Source organism: Amycolatopsis sp. NPDC028719, from assembly GCF_055565395.1.
In genome coordinates this window covers 784,852-804,778 of the sequence record NZ_JBVHUL010000003.1, presented here as the reverse complement: position 1 = coordinate 804,778, position 19,927 = coordinate 784,852, and the positions used below count along the sequence as shown (strand labels likewise).

Annotated in this window: 17 protein-coding genes; 12 read left to right on the top strand and 5 right to left on the bottom strand. The window is 72.6% G+C overall.

What is annotated here, in order from left to right; genetic code table 11:
- The first annotated feature begins 488 nt into the window (after window positions 1-488).
- The 5 genes from ACZ4TR_RS17315 (at window position 489) to proB (ending at window position 6,925) form a co-directional block, all read left to right on the top strand.
- Entirely contained in the window at window positions 489-3,470 is a 2,982-nt protein-coding gene (locus ACZ4TR_RS17315) for a translation initiation factor IF-2 N-terminal domain-containing protein (RefSeq protein WP_465287936.1), read from the top strand.
- A gap of 160 nt (window positions 3,471-3,630) precedes the next feature.
- Window positions 3,631-3,945 (top strand): 50S ribosomal protein L21, encoded by a 315-nt coding sequence (gene rplU, locus ACZ4TR_RS17310; protein WP_086678418.1) that lies wholly within the window; start codon window positions 3,631-3,633, stop codon window positions 3,943-3,945.
- 41 nt (window positions 3,946-3,986) lie between these two features.
- The gene (rpmA, locus tag ACZ4TR_RS17305) at window positions 3,987-4,247 is read left to right on the top strand and encodes a 50S ribosomal protein L27 (protein ID WP_013228479.1); all 261 of its coding nucleotides are present in this window, start codon (window positions 3,987-3,989) and stop codon (window positions 4,245-4,247) included.
- A gap of 111 nt (window positions 4,248-4,358) precedes the next feature.
- Entirely contained in the window at window positions 4,359-5,819 is a 1,461-nt protein-coding gene (obgE, locus tag ACZ4TR_RS17300) for a GTPase ObgE (RefSeq protein WP_364517280.1), read from the top strand.
- A complete protein-coding gene (gene proB / locus ACZ4TR_RS17295; protein ID WP_465287935.1) occupies window positions 5,816-6,925 on the top strand; it encodes a glutamate 5-kinase in 1,110 nt (369 codons plus the stop codon). Before obgE ends, proB begins: the two co-directional genes overlap by 4 nt.
- A gap of 123 nt (window positions 6,926-7,048) precedes the next feature.
- Here proB and ACZ4TR_RS17290 read toward each other — a convergent pair whose 3' ends face one another.
- The 5 genes from ACZ4TR_RS17290 to ACZ4TR_RS17270 form a co-directional block, all read right to left on the bottom strand.
- Window positions 7,049-7,333: a putative quinol monooxygenase gene (locus ACZ4TR_RS17290; RefSeq protein ID WP_465287934.1), complete on the bottom strand. Its 285-nt coding sequence runs from the start codon at window positions 7,331-7,333 to the stop codon at window positions 7,049-7,051.
- Entirely contained in the window at window positions 7,330-7,719 is a 390-nt protein-coding gene (locus tag ACZ4TR_RS17285; protein WP_364517286.1) for a PPOX class F420-dependent oxidoreductase, read from the bottom strand. Before ACZ4TR_RS17285 ends, ACZ4TR_RS17290 begins: the two co-directional genes overlap by 4 nt.
- Window positions 7,720-7,731: 12 nt before the next feature.
- Window positions 7,732-9,453: an arginine--tRNA ligase gene (gene argS / locus ACZ4TR_RS17280; protein WP_465287933.1), complete on the bottom strand. Its 1,722-nt coding sequence runs from the start codon at window positions 9,451-9,453 to the stop codon at window positions 7,732-7,734.
- A gap of 70 nt (window positions 9,454-9,523) precedes the next feature.
- Window positions 9,524-10,795, bottom strand: a complete 1,272-nt coding sequence (locus ACZ4TR_RS17275) for an MFS transporter (protein WP_465287932.1) — start codon at window positions 10,793-10,795, stop codon at window positions 9,524-9,526.
- A gap of 185 nt (window positions 10,796-10,980) precedes the next feature.
- A complete protein-coding gene (locus ACZ4TR_RS17270) occupies window positions 10,981-13,092 on the bottom strand; it encodes a RecQ family ATP-dependent DNA helicase (protein WP_364517292.1) in 2,112 nt (703 codons plus the stop codon).
- Window positions 13,093-13,289: 197 nt separating this feature from the next.
- On the opposite strand from ACZ4TR_RS17270, the gene nadD reads away from it, so the two are divergent.
- From nadD to ACZ4TR_RS17235, 7 genes are all read left to right on the top strand, one after another.
- A complete protein-coding gene (gene nadD, locus ACZ4TR_RS17265; RefSeq protein WP_465288127.1) occupies window positions 13,290-13,859 on the top strand; it encodes a nicotinate-nucleotide adenylyltransferase in 570 nt (189 codons plus the stop codon).
- 59 nt (window positions 13,860-13,918) lie between these two features.
- Window positions 13,919-14,314 carry a ribosome silencing factor gene (gene rsfS, locus ACZ4TR_RS17260; protein WP_003067112.1) on the top strand — a complete coding sequence of 132 codons (396 nt, stop codon included), beginning with the start codon at window positions 13,919-13,921 and terminating at the stop codon, window positions 14,312-14,314.
- Window positions 14,311-14,925: a histidine phosphatase family protein gene (locus ACZ4TR_RS17255; RefSeq protein WP_465287931.1), complete on the top strand. Its 615-nt coding sequence runs from the start codon at window positions 14,311-14,313 to the stop codon at window positions 14,923-14,925. Before rsfS ends, ACZ4TR_RS17255 begins: the two co-directional genes overlap by 4 nt.
- Before the next feature lie 3 nt (window positions 14,926-14,928).
- A complete protein-coding gene (gene octT / locus ACZ4TR_RS17250; protein WP_465287930.1) occupies window positions 14,929-15,657 on the top strand; it encodes a diglucosylglycerate octanoyltransferase in 729 nt (242 codons plus the stop codon).
- Between the two features lie 4 nt (window positions 15,658-15,661).
- Window positions 15,662-16,519, top strand: a complete 858-nt coding sequence (locus ACZ4TR_RS17245; protein WP_364517300.1) for a DegV family protein — start codon at window positions 15,662-15,664, stop codon at window positions 16,517-16,519.
- 273 nt (window positions 16,520-16,792) lie between these two features.
- On the top strand, window positions 16,793-17,521 hold the full coding sequence (locus ACZ4TR_RS17240; protein WP_465287929.1) for a ComEA family DNA-binding protein: 729 nt from the start codon (window positions 16,793-16,795) through the stop codon (window positions 17,519-17,521).
- The gene (locus ACZ4TR_RS17235; protein WP_465287928.1) at window positions 17,518-19,899 is read left to right on the top strand and encodes a ComEC/Rec2 family competence protein; all 2,382 of its coding nucleotides are present in this window, start codon (window positions 17,518-17,520) and stop codon (window positions 19,897-19,899) included. Before ACZ4TR_RS17240 ends, ACZ4TR_RS17235 begins: the two co-directional genes overlap by 4 nt.
- Window positions 19,900-19,927 lie beyond the last annotated feature (28 nt).

The window sequence follows — 19,927 nt, the reverse complement described above, 5'->3', positions numbered from 1 at the left end:
CGGTCACCCCGAGCCGCACGGTAGCCACCCCGTGCCCGGCGGACAAGCGCTACGGCCAAGTTCCCCCGGCCGGTGGGGGCCCCGGCGCGCCCGGCGGCGTGGGCGGAGGTACCGAGTACGACGGAGCAGTCACCCGGTGTGGGATACTCGGGGTGGCCGCTGGGCCGCGGGGCGCACGTGAGAGGTGCTGCCTGCGGCGTTGTGGCCCGGTGATGTGCATGTACAGCACGACGCGCGTCGCCGCCCGGGAGCGGGCGGCTGGACGACGTGGCGGGCGGCCCGGGGGTCGCGAGAGCCTGGCCACGCACGCCGCCGAGCAGACCTTTGGCCGGGTCGCGCCGCCGGATGCGGGGGTGCGCCGCCCGGTCGTCGGGCCAGGATTCCCGTCGCTGGTGACCACCACGGCGGAACGAACAGAAAGGGGCCCCTGCGCGGCCGCGTCCCTGCCGGTGAGCACCGGCAGACGCGCCCGGGGGCGGAGGAGACACATGTCGAACGCGGAAACACCCGCCGAGCAGACCGGCGGGAATCCCGCCACACCCACGAGCGGTCCGCTGGCCGAATTGCCTGCCCGGATCCGGGTGCACGCGCTGGCCAAGCTGCTCGAGAAGAACAGCCGGGACGTCCTCGCCAAGCTCGTCGAGCTGGGCGAGAGCGTGCGGAGCGCGCAGTCGAGCGTGACCAGGGACATCGCGCTCAAGGTGGCCGAGACCTTCGCCCCGGCCGACGCCGGTGAAGCGCCCGCCGAGCAGGCCCCGGCGCCGGCGGAGCAGGCCCCAACGGCCCGCCCCGAGGTGCCTGCAGTGCCCGCCGTGCCCGAGGTGCCGGCCGCCGAAGCCGAGAAGCCGCGCCCGCGGCAGAAGACCCGCGCGCACCTGCCGGTGTTCGCCGCCCCGTCGCCGGTCTTCCTGCCGCCGGAGCCCGCGGCCACCAAGCCGGCCCGCAAGCCGGCCGACCCGTTCGCGGAGCCGGTCGCCCCGGCGAAGCGGCCCGAGCCGGAGCTCGTCGAAGACGAGGAGGCCGAGGACACCACGCCGGCCACCGACTCCGGTGACGACGACGGTGACGACGCCAACAGCCGCCGTCGCCGCCGCCGCGGGCGCCGCGGCCGTGGCCGGGGCAAGGGCGCCGACGGCAGTGACGAGAACGACAACGAGGGCGACGACGCCCAGGCCGAGGAGCAGCCGCCCGCGCGCCGCCGCTCCCGCAACGGCGACGAGAAGCCGGCCAAGGACGAGTCCGAGGCCGCCGAAGAGCCCGAAGGCGTCACCGACGAGTCCGACAACGACAGCGACGAGGGCGAAGGCGGCAGCAAGCGCCGTCGCCGCCGCCGTCGCCGCAAGGGCTCGGACGGCGACGACGCCGAAACCGTCGACGACCCGCCCAACACCGTCACCCACGTCCGCCAGGCCAAGGCCGAGCAGCCCGAACGCGAACGCCCGGCGCGCGACGAGGTGCGCAGCGTCCGCGGCTCGACGCGGCTGGAGGCCAAGCGCCAGCGCCGCCGCGACGGGCGCGAGGCCGGCCGCCGCCGCGCCCCGATCCTGTCCGAGGCCGAGTTCCTGGCCCGGCGCGAGGCGGTCGAGCGCGCGATGGTCGTCCTCGAAAAGGGGGATGCGACGCAGATCGCCGTCCTCGAGGACGGCGTGCTGGTCGAGCACTTCGTGACGCAGTCGGGCTCCGGCTCGATCGTCGGCAACGTCTACCTCGGCCGCGTCCAGAACGTGCTGCCGAGCATGGAAGCCGCGTTCATCGACATCGGCCGCGGCCGCAACGCCGTGCTCTACGCCGGCGAGGTCGACTGGGACGCCGCCGGCCTCGAGGGCAAGGCCCGCAAGATCGAGCAGGCGCTGTCCACCGGCGACTCCGTGCTGGTCCAGGTCACCAAGGACCCGGTCGGGCACAAGGGCGCCCGGCTGACCACGCAGATCTCGCTGCCCGGCCGCTTCCTGGTGTACGTGCCCGCGGGCGGCGCCACCGGCATCTCCCGCAAGCTGCCGGAGAACGAGCGCCGCCGGCTCAAGGACATCCTCAAGCGGATCGTCCCGGAGGACGCGGGTGTCATCATCCGCACCGCCTCCGAGGGCATCGGCGAGGAGGAGCTGGGCCGCGACGTCGACCGCCTCAAGGCCCAGTGGGACGTCATCAAGGAGAAGGCCGCCGCCGGTTCCGGCAAGAAGGGCGGCGCTCCGACCATGCTCTACGAAGAGCCCGACCTGCTGGTCAAGGTCGTGCGGGACCTCTTCACCGAGGACTTCGCCAAGCTGGAGATCCAGGGCAACCGGTCGTGGGAGACCATCAACGACTACGTCCGGCACGTCGCGCCGGAGCTGACCGAGCGGGTCAAGCGCTACACCGGCACCGGTGACGTGTTCGCCGACCACCGGATCGACGAGCAGATCACCAAGGCGCTCGACCGCAAGGTCTGGCTGCCGTCCGGCGGTTACCTGGTCATCGACCGCACCGAAGCGATGACGGTCATCGACGTCAACACCGGCAAGTTCACCGGTTCGGGTGGCAACCTCGAAGAGACCGTGACCCGCAACAACCTGGAGTCGGCGGAGGAGATCGTCCGCCAGCTCCGGCTGCGGGACATCGGCGGCATCATCGTGATCGACTTCATCGACATGGTGCTCGAGTCCAACCGCGAGCTGGTGCTGCGCCGCCTGACCGAGTGCCTCGGCCGTGACCGCACGCGCCACCAGGTCGCCGAGGTCACCTCGCTCGGCCTGGTCCAGATGACCCGCAAGAAGATCGGCACCGGCCTGCTGGAGGCGTTCTCGACGCCGTGCGAGCACTGCAAGGGCCGGGGCGTGCTCGTCTCGACCGAGGTGCAGCGCACCAGTGGCGGCTCGCACTCCCACGGCGGCAACGGCGGCGGCAGCGGCAATGGTGGCGGCAACGGCGGCGGCGGGGAGAAGAGCTCCCGCCGGTCGCGGGGCCGCGGCAAGGGCGAAGAGGCCGCCAAGGAGCAGGCCGAGGCCGCCAAGGCCGAGGTCCACGCGGTCCCGCCGCCGGAGCAGCGCGCGTCGGTCGCCTCGGCGGTGGCGGCGATGGCCAACGCCTCCAAGGTGGCCAAGGACCACGACCACGGCGTGCCGAACGGCAACGGGCACGTCCCGGAGGTGACCGACACGGCCGAGGCTGTGGCGTCTTCGGAGGCCGCCGAAGAGACGCGTCAGCAGGCCGTCACCGAGCCGGCCACCGAGGTCGCGGACGTCCCGGTGACCACCGAGGCGGACGAGCTCCCGGTGCCGCTGGGCGAGCCGGCGGTCGAGCGGACCTCGGCGCCGGAACCGGCCGAAGAGCCGGTCACGGAGTCCGTGGTGTCTGCCGAGCCGGCGGAACCGGTCGCCGATCCCGAGGTCAGCGTGCCCGAACCGGCCACGCGCCCCACCCGGCGCCGGTCGCGCCGGGCCGCGTCGCGCCCGGCGGGTCCGCCGGTGCACGCGTCCGACCAGAGCCAGTGAACGACTAGGGGACCCCGGTGGTAACGCACCGGGGCACCCCACGTAACCTGTAGTACGGCCTGCCACCAGAGTAGGTCGCTGCGCGAGTGCAGGACCACCTCCCCGAGGTGGGCCGATCGTGCAGGCCCCCACCCATTGTCGAGTAATGCAGGAGACTTCCGTGTCGGCGTACGCGATCGTCAAGACCGGCGGCAAGCAGTACAAGGTGGCCGTCGGCGACGTCGTCGAGGTCGAGAAGCTCGAGGGCGAGCCGGGCACCGAGCACATCCTCCCCGCCGTTTTGTACGTCGACGGTGGCGAGGTCACCACGGACGCCGACGCGCTGGCGAAGGTCTCGGTCACCGGCAAGGTCGTCGAGCAGACCAAGGGTCCGAAGATCCGGATCCACAAGTTCAAGAACAAGACGGGCTACCACAAGCGTCAGGGTCACCGGCAGAAGCTGACCCGCGTCGAGGTCACCGCCATCTCCCTGTAAGAACTTTCCGGATCTTGGTAAGACTGAAAGAGGATTGAGCTATGGCTCACAAGAAGGGTGCGTCCAGCTCCCGCAACGGTCGTGACTCGAACGCGCAGCGCCTCGGCGTCAAGCGCTTCGGCGGCCAGCAGGTCAACGCCGGCGAGATCCTGATCCGCCAGCGTGGCACCAAGTTCCACCCGGGCGTGAACGTCGGCCGTGGCGGCGACGACACGCTGTTCGCGCTGGCCACCGGCGCCGTTCAGTTCGGCGAGAAGCGTGGCCGCAAGACGGTCAACATCGTCGTGCCCGTCGAGGCCTGAGTCTTCGGTTCTCGACGTTAGACCTCGAACGAGGGGTGGGACCGGAATATCCGGTGCCGCCCCTCGTTTGTTTTGTTCGTACCCTTTTCTTGAGTGAAGTGAGGCAAAGTCATGGCGTCCCGGTTCGTGGACCGAGCGGTCATCCACCTGACCGCCGGTGACGGGGGCAACGGCTGCGCCTCGGTGCACCGCGAAAAGTTCAAGCCCCTAGGTGGCCCGGACGGCGGCAACGGCGGCAACGGCGGCGACGTCCTGCTGGTCGTCGACCCGAACGTGCACACCCTGCTCGACTTCCACTTCCGCCCGCACGCCAAGGCGGGCAGCGGCAAGATGGGCCAGGGCGGCAACCGCGCGGGCGCGGCGGGGGAGACCCTGGTGATGAAGGTGCCGTCGGGCACCGTCGTGTTCACCGAGGACGGCGAGCTGGTCGCCGACCTCATCGGCCCGGGCACCACGTTCGTCGCGGCGCAGGGCGGCCGCGGTGGCCTCGGCAACGCGGCGCTGTCGTCGAAGGCCCGCAAGGCTCCCGGGTTCGCGCTGCTGGGCGAGCCGGGCGAGACCCGCAACCTGGTCCTGGAACTGCGCTCGGTCGCCGACGTCGGCCTGCTCGGCTTCCCGTCCGCCGGCAAGTCGTCGCTGATCTCGGTGCTGTCCGCGGCCAAGCCGAAGATCGCCGACTACCCGTTCACCACGCTGGTGCCGAACCTCGGCGTCATCACCGGCGGCGACACGGTGTTCACGATGGCCGACGTGCCCGGCCTGATCCCCGGCGCGTCCGAGGGCAAGGGCCTGGGGCTCGACTTCCTGCGCCACATCGAGCGCTGCGCGGTGCTGGTGCACGTCGTCGACTGCGCCACCCTCGAGCCCGGCCGCGACCCGGTGTCCGATGTGGACGCGCTGGAAGCGGAACTCGCCAAGTACACCCCGGGTCTCGGCGGGAAGCTCGAGGAGCGCCCGCGCGTGGTCGTGCTCAACAAGATCGACGTCCCGGAGGCCGCCGAGCTCGCCGAGTTCGTCCGGCCCGAGTTCGAAGCCCGTGGCCTGCAGGTGTTCGAGGTCTCCACGGCGTCGCGCAAGGGCCTGCGGGAGCTGACCTTCGCGCTCGCCAAGGTGGTCGAGCAGTACCGCGAGATGCAGCCGGTGCTGGAGCCGGAGACGATCGTCCTGCGCCCGCTCGCCGTCGACGACTCCGGGTTCACCGTCGAGCTCGACCCCGAGGAGGAGGGCGCGTTCATCGTGCGCGGCGTCCGCCCGGAGCGGTGGATCCGCCAGACCGACTTCGGCAACGACGAGGCCGTCGGCTACCTGGCCGACCGGCTCAACCGCCTCGGCGTCGAGGACAAGCTGGCGAAGTTCGGCGCGCGGCCGGGCAGCCCGGTCACGATCGGCGACGTCCAGTTCGAGTGGGAGCCGTCGACGCCGAGCGTCGCGATGCACCTGTCCGGGCGCGGCACGGACGTCCGCCTCGAGAACCACGACCGGGTCGGCGCCGCCGAGCGCAAGGAAGCCCGCCGGATCCGGCGCGACGGCTCGGACGAGCCGGAAGGCGACGACCTGGACCTCGACGCGTGAGCGGCACGCGGGAAGCCATCGCGGCCGCCCGTCGCCTGGTGGTCAAGGTCGGTTCGTCGGCGCTGACCACGGCGGGCAGCGGGCTCGACGTGGCCCGGCTGGACGCGCTGGTCGAGGCGATCGCGGAGCGCGTCTCCCGGGACGCGCAGATCGTCCTCGTTTCTTCGGGCGCGATCGGGGCCGGGCTGGCCCCGCTCGCGCTCGCCAAGCGACCGCGTGACCTCGCGACCCAGCAGGCGGCGGCGAGCGTCGGCCAGCTTGCCCTGGCGCACGCGTACGCGGAGTCGTTCGGGCGGTTTTCGCTGACGGTCGGCCAGGTCCTGCTGACATCCGACGACGTCGTCCGCCGGTCGCACTACCGCAACGCGCAGCGGACGTTCTCACGGCTGCTGGCGCTCGGCGCGGTCCCGGTGGTCAACGAGAACGACACGGTGGCCACGGAAGAGATCCGCTTCGGCGACAACGATCGTCTGGCTGCCTTGGTGGCGCACCTGATCGGCGCGGACGCGCTGATCCTGCTGTCCGATGTGGACGGTCTCTACGACGGCGACCCCCGCGACGGCGCCACCCGCAAGCTCACCGAGGTCCTCTCGGAGTCCGATGTGGACGGAATTTCGGTCGGCATGTCCAGCTCCGGCCTCGGCACGGGCGGCATGGTGTCGAAGCTGGCGGCGGCCCGCACGGCGGCGGGCGCGGGCATCCCGGTCCTGCTGGCGGCGGCGTCGGAAGCCTCGGCCGCGTTGACTTCCGCTTCCCCGGGAACAGCGTTCGCCCCGGCGGACACGCGCCTGTCGGCCCGCCGCTTCTGGCTGGGCTACGCGGCGGACACGACGGGCAAGCTCCGCCTGGACGACGGCGCGGTCACGGCGGTGGTCCGCCGCCGCAGATCGCTGCTGGCGGCCGGCATCACGGGCGTGGAGGGCGAGTTCCAGGCCGGCGACGTGGTCGACCTGGTGGACGCGAAGGACCGCGCGGTGGCCCGCGGAGTGGTGGCGTTCGACGCGACGGAGCTCCCGGACCTGATCGGCCGGTCCACCCCCGAGCTCCCGGCGGAGCAGCGCCGCGAGGTCGTCCACGCCGACGACCTGGTTCCCCTCCGCCGCTGACGCTGTGATCCCCCAGGCATCTCGCGTGATCAGAGAGGCATCACCCGTGACTGAGCGGGCATCGCCGTGATGCCCCGCCAATCACACGTGATGCCTCTTCGCTCACGCGAGATGCCCTTCCGATCACGGTGCCTCGACCGCCGAAATCCGGTAGCGCGCCACCGACGCGTCGAGGATCTGCGCCACCTGCCCGTCCGACGGCCCGGACCCGCGGAAGCGCTCGAGGTCCTCGTCGGACTCCCAGCGTTCGTACACGGTCACCCGGCCGGGATCGAGCAGGTCGGCACCCAGCGCGTACTCCAGGCAGCCGGGTGCCTCCCGCGCGAGCCGGACGGCTTCGGCGCACCCCTCGAGGTAGGCGGCACGGTCCTCGGGAGCGACGGCGAGCCGGCCGGCGATGATGATCACGTCGGGTTGATCCGGTCCGGCTTGATGGTGAGCAGCAGGCGGGTCTGGTCCCGGCCGCCCCACCACGGGTATGGGCCGCCGAGGTAGCGCTGCGCCAGCTTCTCGATGTGCTCGACCGCGCCGTCTTCGGTCGTGTCGATGACCTGCCCGCGGATCGCGTAGTAGCGCGACGGCCGTTCGCGGTCGGCGACGTTGAGCGCCACCCGCGGGTCACGCTCGATGTTGCGCTGCTTCTGGTGACCCAGCACGGTGTTGACGAGGATGTGCGTGCCGTCGGTGTCGACCCAGGTCTGGGTGAGCTGCGGCGAGCCGTCGGGCATCAGGGTGGACAGGAAGCAGAGGCTGGGCTCGCGCAGCAGCGCGAGCAGGTCGCCGGGCAGTTCCACGGTGGTCTCCCGCTAAAGCTGGTCGGGCGCTTCGATGCCGAGCAGGGAAAGCCCGAGCGCAAGCGTGTGCGATGTCAGCGTAGTCAACCTCAGCCGGGACGCGCGCAGCGACGGCGAGGACGCTTTCAGGACCGGGCATTCCTCGAAGAACCGGGAAAACGCGACCGCCGTCTCGTACAGGTACGTGCAGAGCTTGTGCGGCGCGAAGCCGTCTGTCGCGGTCTTCAGCGCTTCGCCGAACCTGAGCAGCTTCAGCGCGAGAGCCCGTTCGGCAGGCGACTCCAAGCGCACCGCGGTGCCGTCGGGCAGTCCACCCGCCTTCCGCAGGATCGACCGCGTCCGCGCGTGCGCGTACTGGAGGTACACCGAGGTGTTGCCCTCCTTGGCGAGCATCCGGTCCCAGGCGAAGACGTAGTCCCGCTCGCGGTCGCCGGACAGGTCGGCGTACTTGACCGCGCCGATGCCGACCGCGCGGGCGACCTCGGCCTGCCCCGCGGCGTCGAGCTCACTGCGTTCGGCGACGACCGCGGCGGCCTGCGTCACGGCTTCGGTGAGCAGGTCGGCCAGCTTGACCGTGTCGCCGGAGCGGGTCCGCATGGTCTTGCCGTCCGCGCCCAGCACGGTGCCGAAGCCGATGTGCTCGGCGTGTCCGGTCAGCCAGCCGGCGGCGCGGCAGACGGCGAACAGCATCGCGAAGTGCTGCGCCTGCGGTGTTCCGACGACGTAGAGGAGGTCGGTCGCGCCGCGTTCGGCCGTCCAGTACCGGACGGTGGCCAGGTCGGTGGCGGCGTACCCGTAGCCGCCGTCGCGCTTGCGGACGATCAGCGGCAACCGGTCACCCTCGCGGTTGCGGAATCCTTCCGGAAACACGCAGACGGCGCCGTCGCTGATTTCGGTCAGCCCGGCCTTCTCGAGGTCGTCGACCACCGCCGCGAGGTACGGGTTGTAGAAGCTCTCGCCGTAAATGTCCTGGTCGGTCAACGAGATGCCGAGCAGCGCGTAGACCTCGTCGAAGTGCCGCGTCGATTCGGCGACGAGCTCCCGCCAGACGGCCAGGGTTTCTTGGTCGCCGCTCTGCAACAGCACGACGCGGTCGCGTGCGCGGGTCGCGAAAGCTTCGTCGCTGTCGAACTTCTGCCGCGCTTCGCGGTAGAACGCGTCGAGGTCGGCGATGGCGCGGTGCCCGGCCGGCACGTCGAGGAGGTGCTCGATGAGCATGCCGAACGGCGTGCCCCAGTCGCCGAGGTGGTTGTGCGGCAGCACTTCGTGCCCGGCGAACCGCAGCAGGCGCGCGAGCGCGTCGCCGATCACCGTCGTGCGCAGGTGCCCGACGTGCATCTCCTTCGCGACGTTCGGGCTGCTGTAGTCCAGCGCGATCCGCCGTGGCGACGCGGTTTCCGGCACGCCCAGGCGCGGATCGCCGAGCAGCGCGGCGGTGCGCGTCTCCAGCCATTCCTTGCGCAGCACGAAGTTCAGGAATCCCGGCCCGGCGACCTCGGGTGGGTCGGCGATCCCGTCCGGCTCGAGTGCGCCGGCGATCAGCGTCGCGACTTCGCGCGGCGGGCGGCCGAGCCGCTTGCCCAGGCTCATCGCGAGGTTGGCCTGGTAGTCGACGCCTTCGCGCGGCGACGCCTGGATCAGCGCCTGCTCCGGCGTCAGCTCGACGTCCAGTGCCTGGCCGGCGGCGGCCACCACGCGGCGCGCCAGCTCCTCGGTAACGTCGGCGGGCTGCACGGTGTCCCTCCTTCGGCTTAGGTCTCGGAACACGCAGCGTAGCGAGCGTGACCGGCCGGTGACGAAGGGTTTACCGCAGCTCGCTGCCCTTCGTCTCGGGCAAGGTGAGGATGACGGCGAACGCGATCGCCGCGCCGGCCGCCACGTACCAGAAGTAGAGCGTCGGCGAGACCGCGCCGAAGACGGTGATGAGCAGCGGCGCGGTGCCTCCGAAGATCGCGACGGTCAGGTTGTACCAGGCACCGATCCCCAGCCCGCGCAGTTCGGTGGGGAACAGCTCGCTCATGATGGCCGGCGCGATCGACGTCATCGCGGTGTACAGCCCGAGCCCGACGCAGAACACCACGAGCAGGCCGCCGACGTCCGGGCCGATCAAGGTGGACAGCGGCACGACGACGACCGCGGTCGCCCCGGACCAGACGAGCAGCTGTGGCTTCCGCCCGACCCGGTCCGCGAGCGCGCCCATCGGGTACTGCAGGGCGATGAACAGGGCCGTGCCGACGGAAAGCGCGAGGAACACGGCGTCCGCGTCGGCGTGCCGGTTCTTCACCGCGAAGGACGTGAGCGCGCTGAAGAACGTGTAGTAGCAGAGGGTCGAGAGCATCGTGAAGCCGACGAGCCTGCCGACGGCCTTCGGGTGGTGGGTCAGCGTCGTCAGCAGCGGCCGCTCGAGCTTCCGCGCCTTGACTTTCGTCTGCTCGAACAGCTCGGTCTCGGCGAGGCTGCGGCGCAACCACAACCCGACCAGCCCGAAGACGCCGCCCAGCAGGAACGGCAGCCGCCAGCCCCACGACGCGAGCTGCGCCTTGTCCAGCGCGCGGGCCAGCACGAAGCCGAGGACGGTCGCGATCAGCACGGCCGTCCCGGTCGAGATGTAGAAGAACGCCGAGTAGCGCCCGCGACGCTCCGGCGGCGCGATCTCGCCGAGGTACGCCGACGCGTTCGACACCTCACCGCCGAGCGACAGCCCCTGTGCGATGCGGGCGAGCAGCAGCAGGATCGGCGCCAGCCAGCCGACCTGCGCGAACGTCGGCAGCAGCCCGATCGCCACCGAGCCGCCGGCCATCAGCAGGATGGTGAGGATCATGGCGGGCTTGCGGCCGCGCGTGTCCGCGAAGCGCCCGAGCAGGACCCCGCCCAGCGGGCGGAAGAAGAACGCGAGCGCGTAGGTGGCGAACGTGTTGATCAGCGCGAGCGTGTCGTTCCCGGCCGGGAAGAACGCGCCGGCGAAGTAGATGCTGAACGTCGCGTAGATCGTCCAGTCGAACCACTCCAGCGCATTGCCCGCGCTCGCCGCGAACAGCTTGCGCACCGGCAGCCGGTGCTGAACCTGCACGGTCATGGCAGCCTCCACGTCCCCGGAAGGTGCAACGGGACTTTGCCACATTCGTTCGCGGTGCGAAAGATCCCGACTGCCCGGTTGACCCGCCAAGCCGACCGTCCAGGTACGCGAGCCTTCCGTTCAGGTACGCGAGCCGACCCTCCAGGTACACGTGCCGTCCGCTTGAGTACGCGGTCTCCTTCCGGTCAGGCCGTGCTGGCCAGCGCGAACGGCAGGACCGCCGGTGCCCCGGCCCTCCGCAGCAGGCGCGCGGCCAGCGTCATCGTCCAGCCGGTGTCGATGACGTCGTCCACCAGCAGGACCGGCCCGGCCGGCAGGACCCCGGCGAGGTCGGCCGGCATGCTCAGCCGCCGCCACAGGTCCGCCAGCCGTTGTGCGCTGTTCGCCTGGCGCGGGGGCGGCCCTTCGGCGTCGAGCGCCCCGAGGAAGTCCAGCTTGCCGATCTCGGCCAGCCGGGTCGCCAGGCTGTAGACGAGCCGCGGCCGGGTTTCCGACGGCACCGCCACCACCGCGACCGGCCGCTCCGCCCACTGCCACCCGGCGAGCACCTGCACGCAGGCCTTGAACACCGAGTCGGGGACGTCGGTGTCCTGGGCGCCGGTGCCGACGAGCTCGCGCAGCCGGTTGCCCCACCCGACGTCGGTGAGCCGCCCGAGCACCTGACCCGGCTCGGCCTGGTCGTCGGCGCTGATCCGGCCGGACACCGGAACGTCCAAAGAGGACATCCCGGTGGGCCACTGCTTCCGCGGCGCGACCTCGACGCCCGGACGCTGCAGGCGTTCCCGGGTCGCCTCGGCGACGTCGTCGGCCACGGTCGTGTCCCAGTGCTGCCCGGTGCAGTTGTCGCACCGCCCACACGGCGCCGCGTCGGGGTCGTCGAGCTGGCGCCGCAGGTACTCCATCCGGCAGCCGCCGGTCTCCAGGTAGCCGACCATCGCGTCCTGCTCGCGGTGGCGTGCCTCCGCGACGCGCTTGTAACGCCCGCTGTCGTACTCCCAGTTTTCGCCCGTGCTGGTCCAGCCGCCCTTGACGCGCCGCACCGCGCCGTCGACGTCCAGGACCTTGAGCACCATTTCCAGCCGTGAGCGGGAAAGCTCCACCGACGGCTCGAGCGCGGCCGTCGAAAGGGGACGGTCGGCGTAGGAAAGCGTGTTCAGCACCTGGGTGACCCGCAGCTCGTCGGGGAAGGCGAGCGACCCGAAGTACGCCCAGATCGCCTTGTCCTCCTCGCCGGGCAGCAGCACGACCTCGGCGCGTTCGACGCCACGCCCGGCGCGGCCGACCTGCTGGTAGTACGCGATCGGGGAAGACGGCGCCCCGAGGTGCACGACGAACCCGAGGTCCGGCTTGTCGAACCCCATGCCCAGCGCGGATGTCGCGACCAGTGCCTTGACGCGGTTGCCGAGCAGGTCGTCCTCGGCCGCCTGCCGGTCGGCCGGGTCGGTCTTGCCGGTGTAGGCCGCCACCGGGTACCCGCGGTCCTTCAGCAGCGACGCGACGTCGTGCGCCGCCGCCACCGTCAGCGTGTAGATGATCCCCGAGCCGGGCAGCTCGGCCAGGTGCTCGGCGAGCCAGGCCAGCCGCGCCTGGGACGTCGGCAGCCGGCACACCGACAACCGCAGGCTCTCCCGGTCGAGGCTGCCGCGCAGCACGAGCGTGTCGGTGCCCGTGCCGAGGCCCAGCTGCTCGGCGACGTCGGTGACGACGCGGTCGTTCGCCGTCGCCGTGGTCGCCAGCACCGGGACGCCGTCGGGCAGGTCGCCCAGCAGCGTGCGCAGGCGCCGGTAGTCCGGCCGGAAGTCGTGGCCCCAGTCGGAGATGCAGTGCGCCTCGTCGACCACCAGCAGCCCGGTGCTCGCGGTCAGCTTCGGCAGGACGTTGTCGCGGAAGTCCGGGTTGTTCAGCCGTTCGGGGCTGACCAGCAGGACGTCCACCTCGCCGGCCGCGACCGAGGCCTGGACCTGCTCCCACTCCTGCGGGTTCGCGGAGTTCATGGTCGCCGCGTGGATGCCGGCACGGGCCGCCGCCGAGATCTGGTTGCGCATCAGGGCGAGCAGGGGCGAGACGATGACCGTCGGCCCGCTGCCCTGTTCCCGCAGCAGCGCCGTGGCGAGGAAGTACACCGCCGACTTGCCCCAGCCGGTGCGTTGCACGACCAGCGCGCGGCGCCGGTGCGCCACCAGGGCCTCGATGGCCGTCCACTGGTCTTCGCGCAGCTTCGCCGAGTCGCCGGCCAGGGCCCGGAGGAGGGTCTCGGCGCGGTCGCGGAGGGCTGGGGTGGTGCTGGTCGTGTCCACGTCCCCACGTCTACCCCATGACACCGACGATCCGGGAATCGGCGGCGGCGCGAACGGACCGTTCGTGACGAATACAGGTGGTTATGTGACCTGAATCACATTGTCGGCCCGGCCGGGCGAGGTGGTGAACAGCACCCCACGTCCCGCGCGCGCGGTGTATAGGCTCCCGGTTCATGTCACCACGGCGGATCGGGGTCATGGGCGGCACGTTCGACCCCGTGCACCACGGCCACCTCGTCGCGGCCAGTGAGGTCCAGTCCCGGTTCGGGCTCGACGAGGTGATCTTCGTCCCCACCGGGCAGCCCTGGCAGAAGACGAGCCGCCAGGTGACCAGGGCCGAGGACCGCTATCTGATGACGGTCATCGCGACGGCGTCCAACCCCGTCTTCTCGGTCAGCCGCGTCGACATCGACCGCGCCGGCCAGACCTACACCGTCGACACCCTGCGCGATCTCCACGCCGAGTACCCCGACGACCAGCTCTTCTTCATCACCGGCGCCGACGCGCTCGAACAGATCCTGACCTGGCACAAGGCCGACGAGCTGTTCGACTTCGCGCACTTCATCGGCGTCACCCGCCCCGGCTACCGGCTCAATTCGCACCACCTGCCCAGCGGCAAGGTGAGCCTCGTCGAGGTCACCGCGATGGCGATCTCGTCGACCGGCTGCCGCGACCGCGTCGAACGCGGGGAGCCGGTCTGGTACCTCGTTCCCGACGGCGTCGTGCGCTACATCGCCAAGAAGGATCTCTACCGGAAGAGCGACTGAAGCGCCGCTGGTCCCGGCGGGTACTCTTCTCGGGCGAACCCGATCTGTGAAGGAGCACCGTGGCAGCCACGTCCGAGGCACGAGAGCTGGCCGTAGCGGCCGCACACGCGGCGGCGGACAAGAAGGCCAGCGACGTAGTCGTGCTGGACGTGTCCGAGCAGCTCGTCATCACCGACGCCTTCGTCATCGCCTCCGCGTCCAACGAGCGCCTGGTCGGCGCGATCGTCGACAACGTCGAGGAGAAGCTGCGGGAGAGCGGGCACAAGCCGGTCCGCCGCGAAGGCGCCCGCGAGGGCCGCTGGGTCCTGCTCGACTACGTCGACGTCGTCGTGCACGTCCAGCACGTCGAGGAGCGCACGTTCTACGGCCTCGAGCGGCTGTGGAAGGACTGCCCGCGCATCGAGGTGGCCGGCCTCGAAGAGCCGCCCGCCGACGAGGACCCGGACGTCCCGTGAGCCCCCGGCGGCTCGTGCTCTGGCGCCACGGCGAGACGGACTACAACGCCGCCGGGCGGATGCAGGGTCACCTCGACTCGGCGCTGACGCCGGTCGGCTGGAACCAGGCCAGGTTCGCGGTCCCCGCGCTGGCCCGGTTCTCCCCGGACCTCGTCATCGCGTCCGACCTGCGCCGCGCCACCGACACGGCCACCGTGCTCACCGACGCGATCGGCGTCCCGCTGCGCATCGACAAGCGCCTGCGCGAGACGCACCTCGGCGAATGGCAGGGGCTCACCGGCGCGGAGGTCGACGAGGCCTACCCCGGAGAGCGCGACCGCTGGCGCAAGGACGCGACCTGGGCGCCGCCCGGCGGGGAGAACCGCCTCGACGTCGCCGACCGCGCGGGTGAGGTCGTCACCGACCTGCAGCAGGCCAACTCCTCGGTGGGCGACACCGTGCTGCTGGCCGCGCACGGCGGGCTGATCACCGCGCTCACCGCGCGGCTGCTCACCCTGCCGGTGGAGGCCTGGCCCTCGCTGGGCGGGATCTCGAACTGCCACTGGGTTGAGCTGGGCGCGCGCGACGGCAAGTGGCGGCTGCACGCCTACAACGCGGGGATGCACGGCTAGCCGATGGGGCCTCGCCTGCTCGTGTTCGGCGACTCGCTGAGCTTTCACGGTCCCGAAGGACCCTGCGCCGCGGACGAGCCGCGCCTGTGGCCCAACGTGGCCGCCGCCGCGTTGGGCGGCACCGCCGACCTGGTCGCCGGGATCGGCTGGACCGCCCGGGACGCCTGGTGGTCGCTGACCGGCGACCCGCGCGTCTGGGCCGACCTGCACCACGTCGACGCGGTCGTGCTGGCGGTCGGCAGCATGGACACGCTGCCTTCGCCGTTGCCGACCTACCTGCGCACGGGGCTCAAGTACCTGCGTCCCGACCCTGTGCGGCGCGTGGTGCGCAAGGCCTACCTGGCCGCGCAGCCCCGGCTCTCGGTCGCGTTCCGCGGCCGTCCCGCGGTGCTGCCGGCCAAGCTGACCGTGCAGTACCTCGACACGGCGGTGGGTGCGTTGCGCGTCCTGCGCCCCGAACTGCCGATCTTCGGCATGCTGCCCTCGGTGCACCGGGCGGCGGCCTACGGTGGCGTGCACACCGCGCGGCCGGCCGCGGCGGCCGCGATGGCGGCCTGGGGCGCGCGAGCCGGAGTTCCGTTGCTGGACCTCGAAGCCGTTGTCGGAGAGCACGTCCTAAGCGGCGAAGGCAACCCCGACGGCATGCACTGGGGCTGGAAAGGGCACGCCGCGGTGGGCGACGCGATGTCCGTGTTGATGGCGCCGGTGCCGGCCCCCGGCCACGTAGGCTGACGGCGTGTCGGTCGCCGTAGTCACGGATTCCACCGCCCACCTGCCGGAGGGCTTCGCCGAACGGCACGCGGTCCGGGTGGTCCCGCTGCACGTCCTGGTCGACGGCGTGGTCTCCCTCGACGGCGTCGAGACCGGCCCGGCGGCGGTCGCCGAAGCGATGAGCCAGCGCAAGATCGTCACGACGTCCCGGCCGACGCCCACGGAGTTCGTGAAGGAGTACCGCGCGGCGCTGGCCGGCGGTGCCGACGCGATCGTTTCGGTGCACCTCTCGCGCGAGCTGTCGGGCACCTGGGAAGCGGCGGTGCTGGCGGCGCAGGAGGTCGGGCCGGACCGGGTCCGCGTGGTCGACTCGCGCACCACCGCGATGGGGCTCGGGTTCGCCGCGCTGCACGCCGCTTCGGCCGCCGCAGCAGGGTCTTCGGCGGCGGAAGTCGAGGCCGCGGCCGTGACCGCGGCCGGGTGCTCGTCGACGTTGTTCGTCGTGGAAACCCTCGACCACCTGCGCCGCGGCGGCCGGATCGGCCCGGCGGCCGCGCTGCTCGGCACGGCCCTGGCGGTGAAGCCGGTGCTGCACATGTGCGAGGGCCGGATCCTGCCGCTGGAGAAGGTCCGCACCATGAACCGGGCGCTCGCGCGGCTGGTCGAGCTCGCGGCCCAGGCCGCGCGGGACGACGACGTCGAACTGGCCGTCCACCACCTCGCCTCGCCGGAGCGGGCGGTCGAGCTGGCGAACCGGCTGGAAGAGGCCGTGCCGCGGTCGGCGGGCTGCGTGGTCTCCGAGCTGGGGGCGGTGATCGGGGCCCACACCGGGCCCGGCGTGCTCGGGGTGGTCGTCCAGCGGACGGTCCCCTCCCGCGGCTGAAGGGCACCTTCGGTGCATATGACGAGCTGAAGGGGCCCTTCGCCGCATCTGATGCGAGGAAGGGTCCTTTCTGCTCGCTCCGGCACCCGGCCGACGTCGGCGGCCGCCGCGCTGACCGCCGGTGCGCCGAACCCTTCAGCATGCCACCCGGGTACGACGGAAACGGCCGTTCCCGGCCCGGGCGGGGTGGATCCGTCCACAGCACCCCGGTTGTCCACAGGACGCGGCGGCACCCCTGTCGGACGCCGCCCCGCGAGCCCTAACGTCGATCGTGTGTTCGAGCAGCCCGCCCGGGATCCGGGCCCACCCGTCAACGACCGGCTCGCCTGGCTGGCCGACCAGCTCTCGCCCGACGCGAGCACGGTCGGGCCCGGCGGCCGGCTGGTCCGGCGCTGGCTGCCGGGCGGACCGGCCGGTGCCGGCCGCCGCCGGTGGGCATTCGCCGGTGTCCTGCTGTCGGTCGTGGTGATCGTCCTCGGTTCGGTCGCGCTCTTCGGCGGTCCGCCGGTGCCCGAGCCACCGCCCGCGCTGCCCAGCGCGAAACCGGCGAGCGAAGCACCGGCCCGGGCCGCAGCGCAGGCCGGCCTGGTCATCAGCGTGATCGGCCGCGTCCGGTCGCCCGGTCTCGTCACCGTGGTCCAGGGCGCCCGTGTCGCGGACGTGCTGCGTGCCGCGGGCGGCGCCGAGCCCGGCGCGGACCTGAGTGCGCTCAACCTCGCCCGCCGGGTGACCGACGGGGAACAGCTCGCGGTCGGGATCCCGGCGCCGGCCGCCGTGGCCGCCGGCGCCGCCGGTGCTCCGGCGGGCGCCAAGGTCGACCTCAACGCGGCGAGCGCGGACCAGCTGGACACGCTGCCCGGCGTCGGCGAGGTGACGGCCCAGCGGATCGTCCAGTGGCGCACCGAGCACGGCGGTTTCACGAAGGTCGAGCAACTGCGCGACGTCTCGGGCATCGGGGAAAGCAAATTCCGAAAACTGCGCGAGCAGGTGATGGTCGGATGAGCCTCCTTCCCACGACCGACACCCGGCAGGACATGCGGCTCGTCCCGGCGGCGCTGGCGTGCTGGCTCGCCGCCCTCGGCGGCCTGCTGCTGGGCTGGTGGACGGCCGTCGCCGCCGGCCTCGCCTCGGCGGTGCTCGCCGGGCTGGTGCTCTGGCGGGCGCGGGGGCGTCCCCGGGCGCTCGGCGCGGCCGCGGCCCTGCTGGTGCTGGGGCTCGTCGCCGCGGGGCCCGTCGCCTGGCGGATCCGGGACGCGCAGCGCGACGACCTCCGCGCGGCTTCGGCCGACGGACTCCCGGCGTCGGTGCGGGTCGTCGTCACCGAGCGCCCGAAGCCCGTGCGCGGCGCGGGTTACGCCGACCAGCAGGCCGGTGCCCGGTCGGTGGTGCTGACCGCCGACGTCCGCGCGGCGTCGGTCGACGGCCGGCCGGTCAGCTCGTCCGGACGGGTCCTGCTGCTGGCCCCGGTCGCGCAGTGGGCGTCACTGCTACCGGGCCAGGACGTGACGGCGAGTGGCCTGCTGATGCCGCCGCGCGGCTCGGACCTGACCGTCGCGGTGCTGTCCGTGCGCGGCCCGCCGGGCGACCTCGGGCCGGCGCCGTGGTGGCAGCGGACCGCGGCCGGGCTGCGCGCCGGACTCCACAACCTGTGCCAGGTCCTGCCGGACGAACCGGCCGGTCTGCTGCCGGGGCTGGTCCTGGGCGACACGAGCGGGTTGTCGCCGCGGGTCGAGCAGGAGTTCGTCACCGCCGGGCTCGCTCATTTGACCGCGGTCAGCGGGGGCAACCTCGCCGTGGCGTGTGGCGCGGTCCTGCTCCTGCTGCGCTTGCTGCGGCTCGGACCGCGGTTCTCGGCGGTGGCGGCCGGCGCGTGCCTGGCGGGCTTCCTCGTCCTGGTCGGGCCGGAGCCGAGCGTGCTGCGGGCGGGGGTGATGGCGGCGGTCGCGTTGCTGGCCCTGGCGCTGGGCAGGCGAGGATCGGCGTTGCCCGCGCTGGCGTTCGCGGTATGCGTGCTGGTGGTGGCGGATGCGGCGATGGCGACGGACTTCGGGTTCGCGCTGTCGGTGTTCGCCACGGCCGGGCTCGTCCTCATCGCGCCTCGCTGGGCCGCGGCGCTGGCGCGTCGCGGCGTTCCGCCGGGGTTCGCCGAAGGACTGGCGATCCCGCTGGCCGCCTTCCTCGTGACGGCGCCGGTCCTCGCGGGCATGGCGGGCACGGTGAGCCTGGTTTCGGTGCTGACCAACGTCCTCGCCGCGCCCGTCGTGGCCCCGGCGACGGTGCTCGGTGTGCTGGCGACGGTGCTCGGTCCCTGGTGGCCGGGCGCCGGGAAGGTCCTGGTGCACCTGGCCGACCCGGAGGCCCGGTGGCTGATCACCGTGGCGCGCCACGGCGCGCGGGCTCCCGGCGCGGTCGTCGCCTGGCCCGGCGGCTGGTCGGGCGGGCTGCTCGCGGCGGCCGTGCTGGGCGTGCTGGTGCTGGCCGCGCGGCACCGGCGCGTGCGGCTGGCCATGGCGGTGCTGGTCGTCGGCGCGCTGCTGGTGTTCGTGCCGGTCCGGGTGCTCGCGCCGGCGTGGCCACCGCGGAACTGGGCGATGGTCGAGTGCGACGTCGGGCAGGGCGACGCGGTGGTGCTGGCGACCGCCGAGCCGGGGCGCGCGGTCGTCGTGGACACCGGACCCGAGCCGGGGCCGGTGGACGAGTGCCTGCACCGGCTGGCGGTCGACCGGATCCCGCTGCTGGTGCTGAGCCACCTGCACGCCGACCACATCGGCGGGCTGGCGTCGGTCTTCGACGGCCGGGCGGTCGGCGCGATCGCCGTCGGCCCGGGGCGGGCGCCGGAGTGGGCGTGGCGGCAGGTCGCCGCGGAGGCGCGCCGGCAGCGAGTGCCGCTGGTGGAGCTGAACCCGGGGGAGCGGCAGGCGTGGCCCGGGCTGTCGCTCGACGTCCTCGGCCCGCGTTACGTGCCGGAGCGCTCGGCGGGCCAGCAGGACGGCACGACGATCAACAACAGTTCGGTCGTCCTGCGAGCGCAGACCTCGGCCGGCCGGGTGCTCCTGACCGGTGATGTCGAGCTGGCGGCGCAAGCGGATCTCTTGGCGGACCTCGGAAACCTGAAGGCGGAGGTGTTGAAGGTGCCCCACCACGGCTCGCGTTATTCGCTGCCGGCGTTCCTCGCGGCGGTGGCGCCGCGGGTGGCGTTGGTCAGCGTGGGCGCGGGCAACACCTACGGCCACCCGAACAAGTCCACAATGGACAGTCTGACGGCGCTCGGTGCCCTGGTCACCCGGACCGACCTCGACGGCGACACCGCGGTGGTCGGCGACCCGGCGGGCCCGGCGGTGGCACGGCGGGGCGAGCCGCGTGGCCCGCCCCGCCGCTGAAGCCGGGGCGGGCGGAACCCGCCCCGGC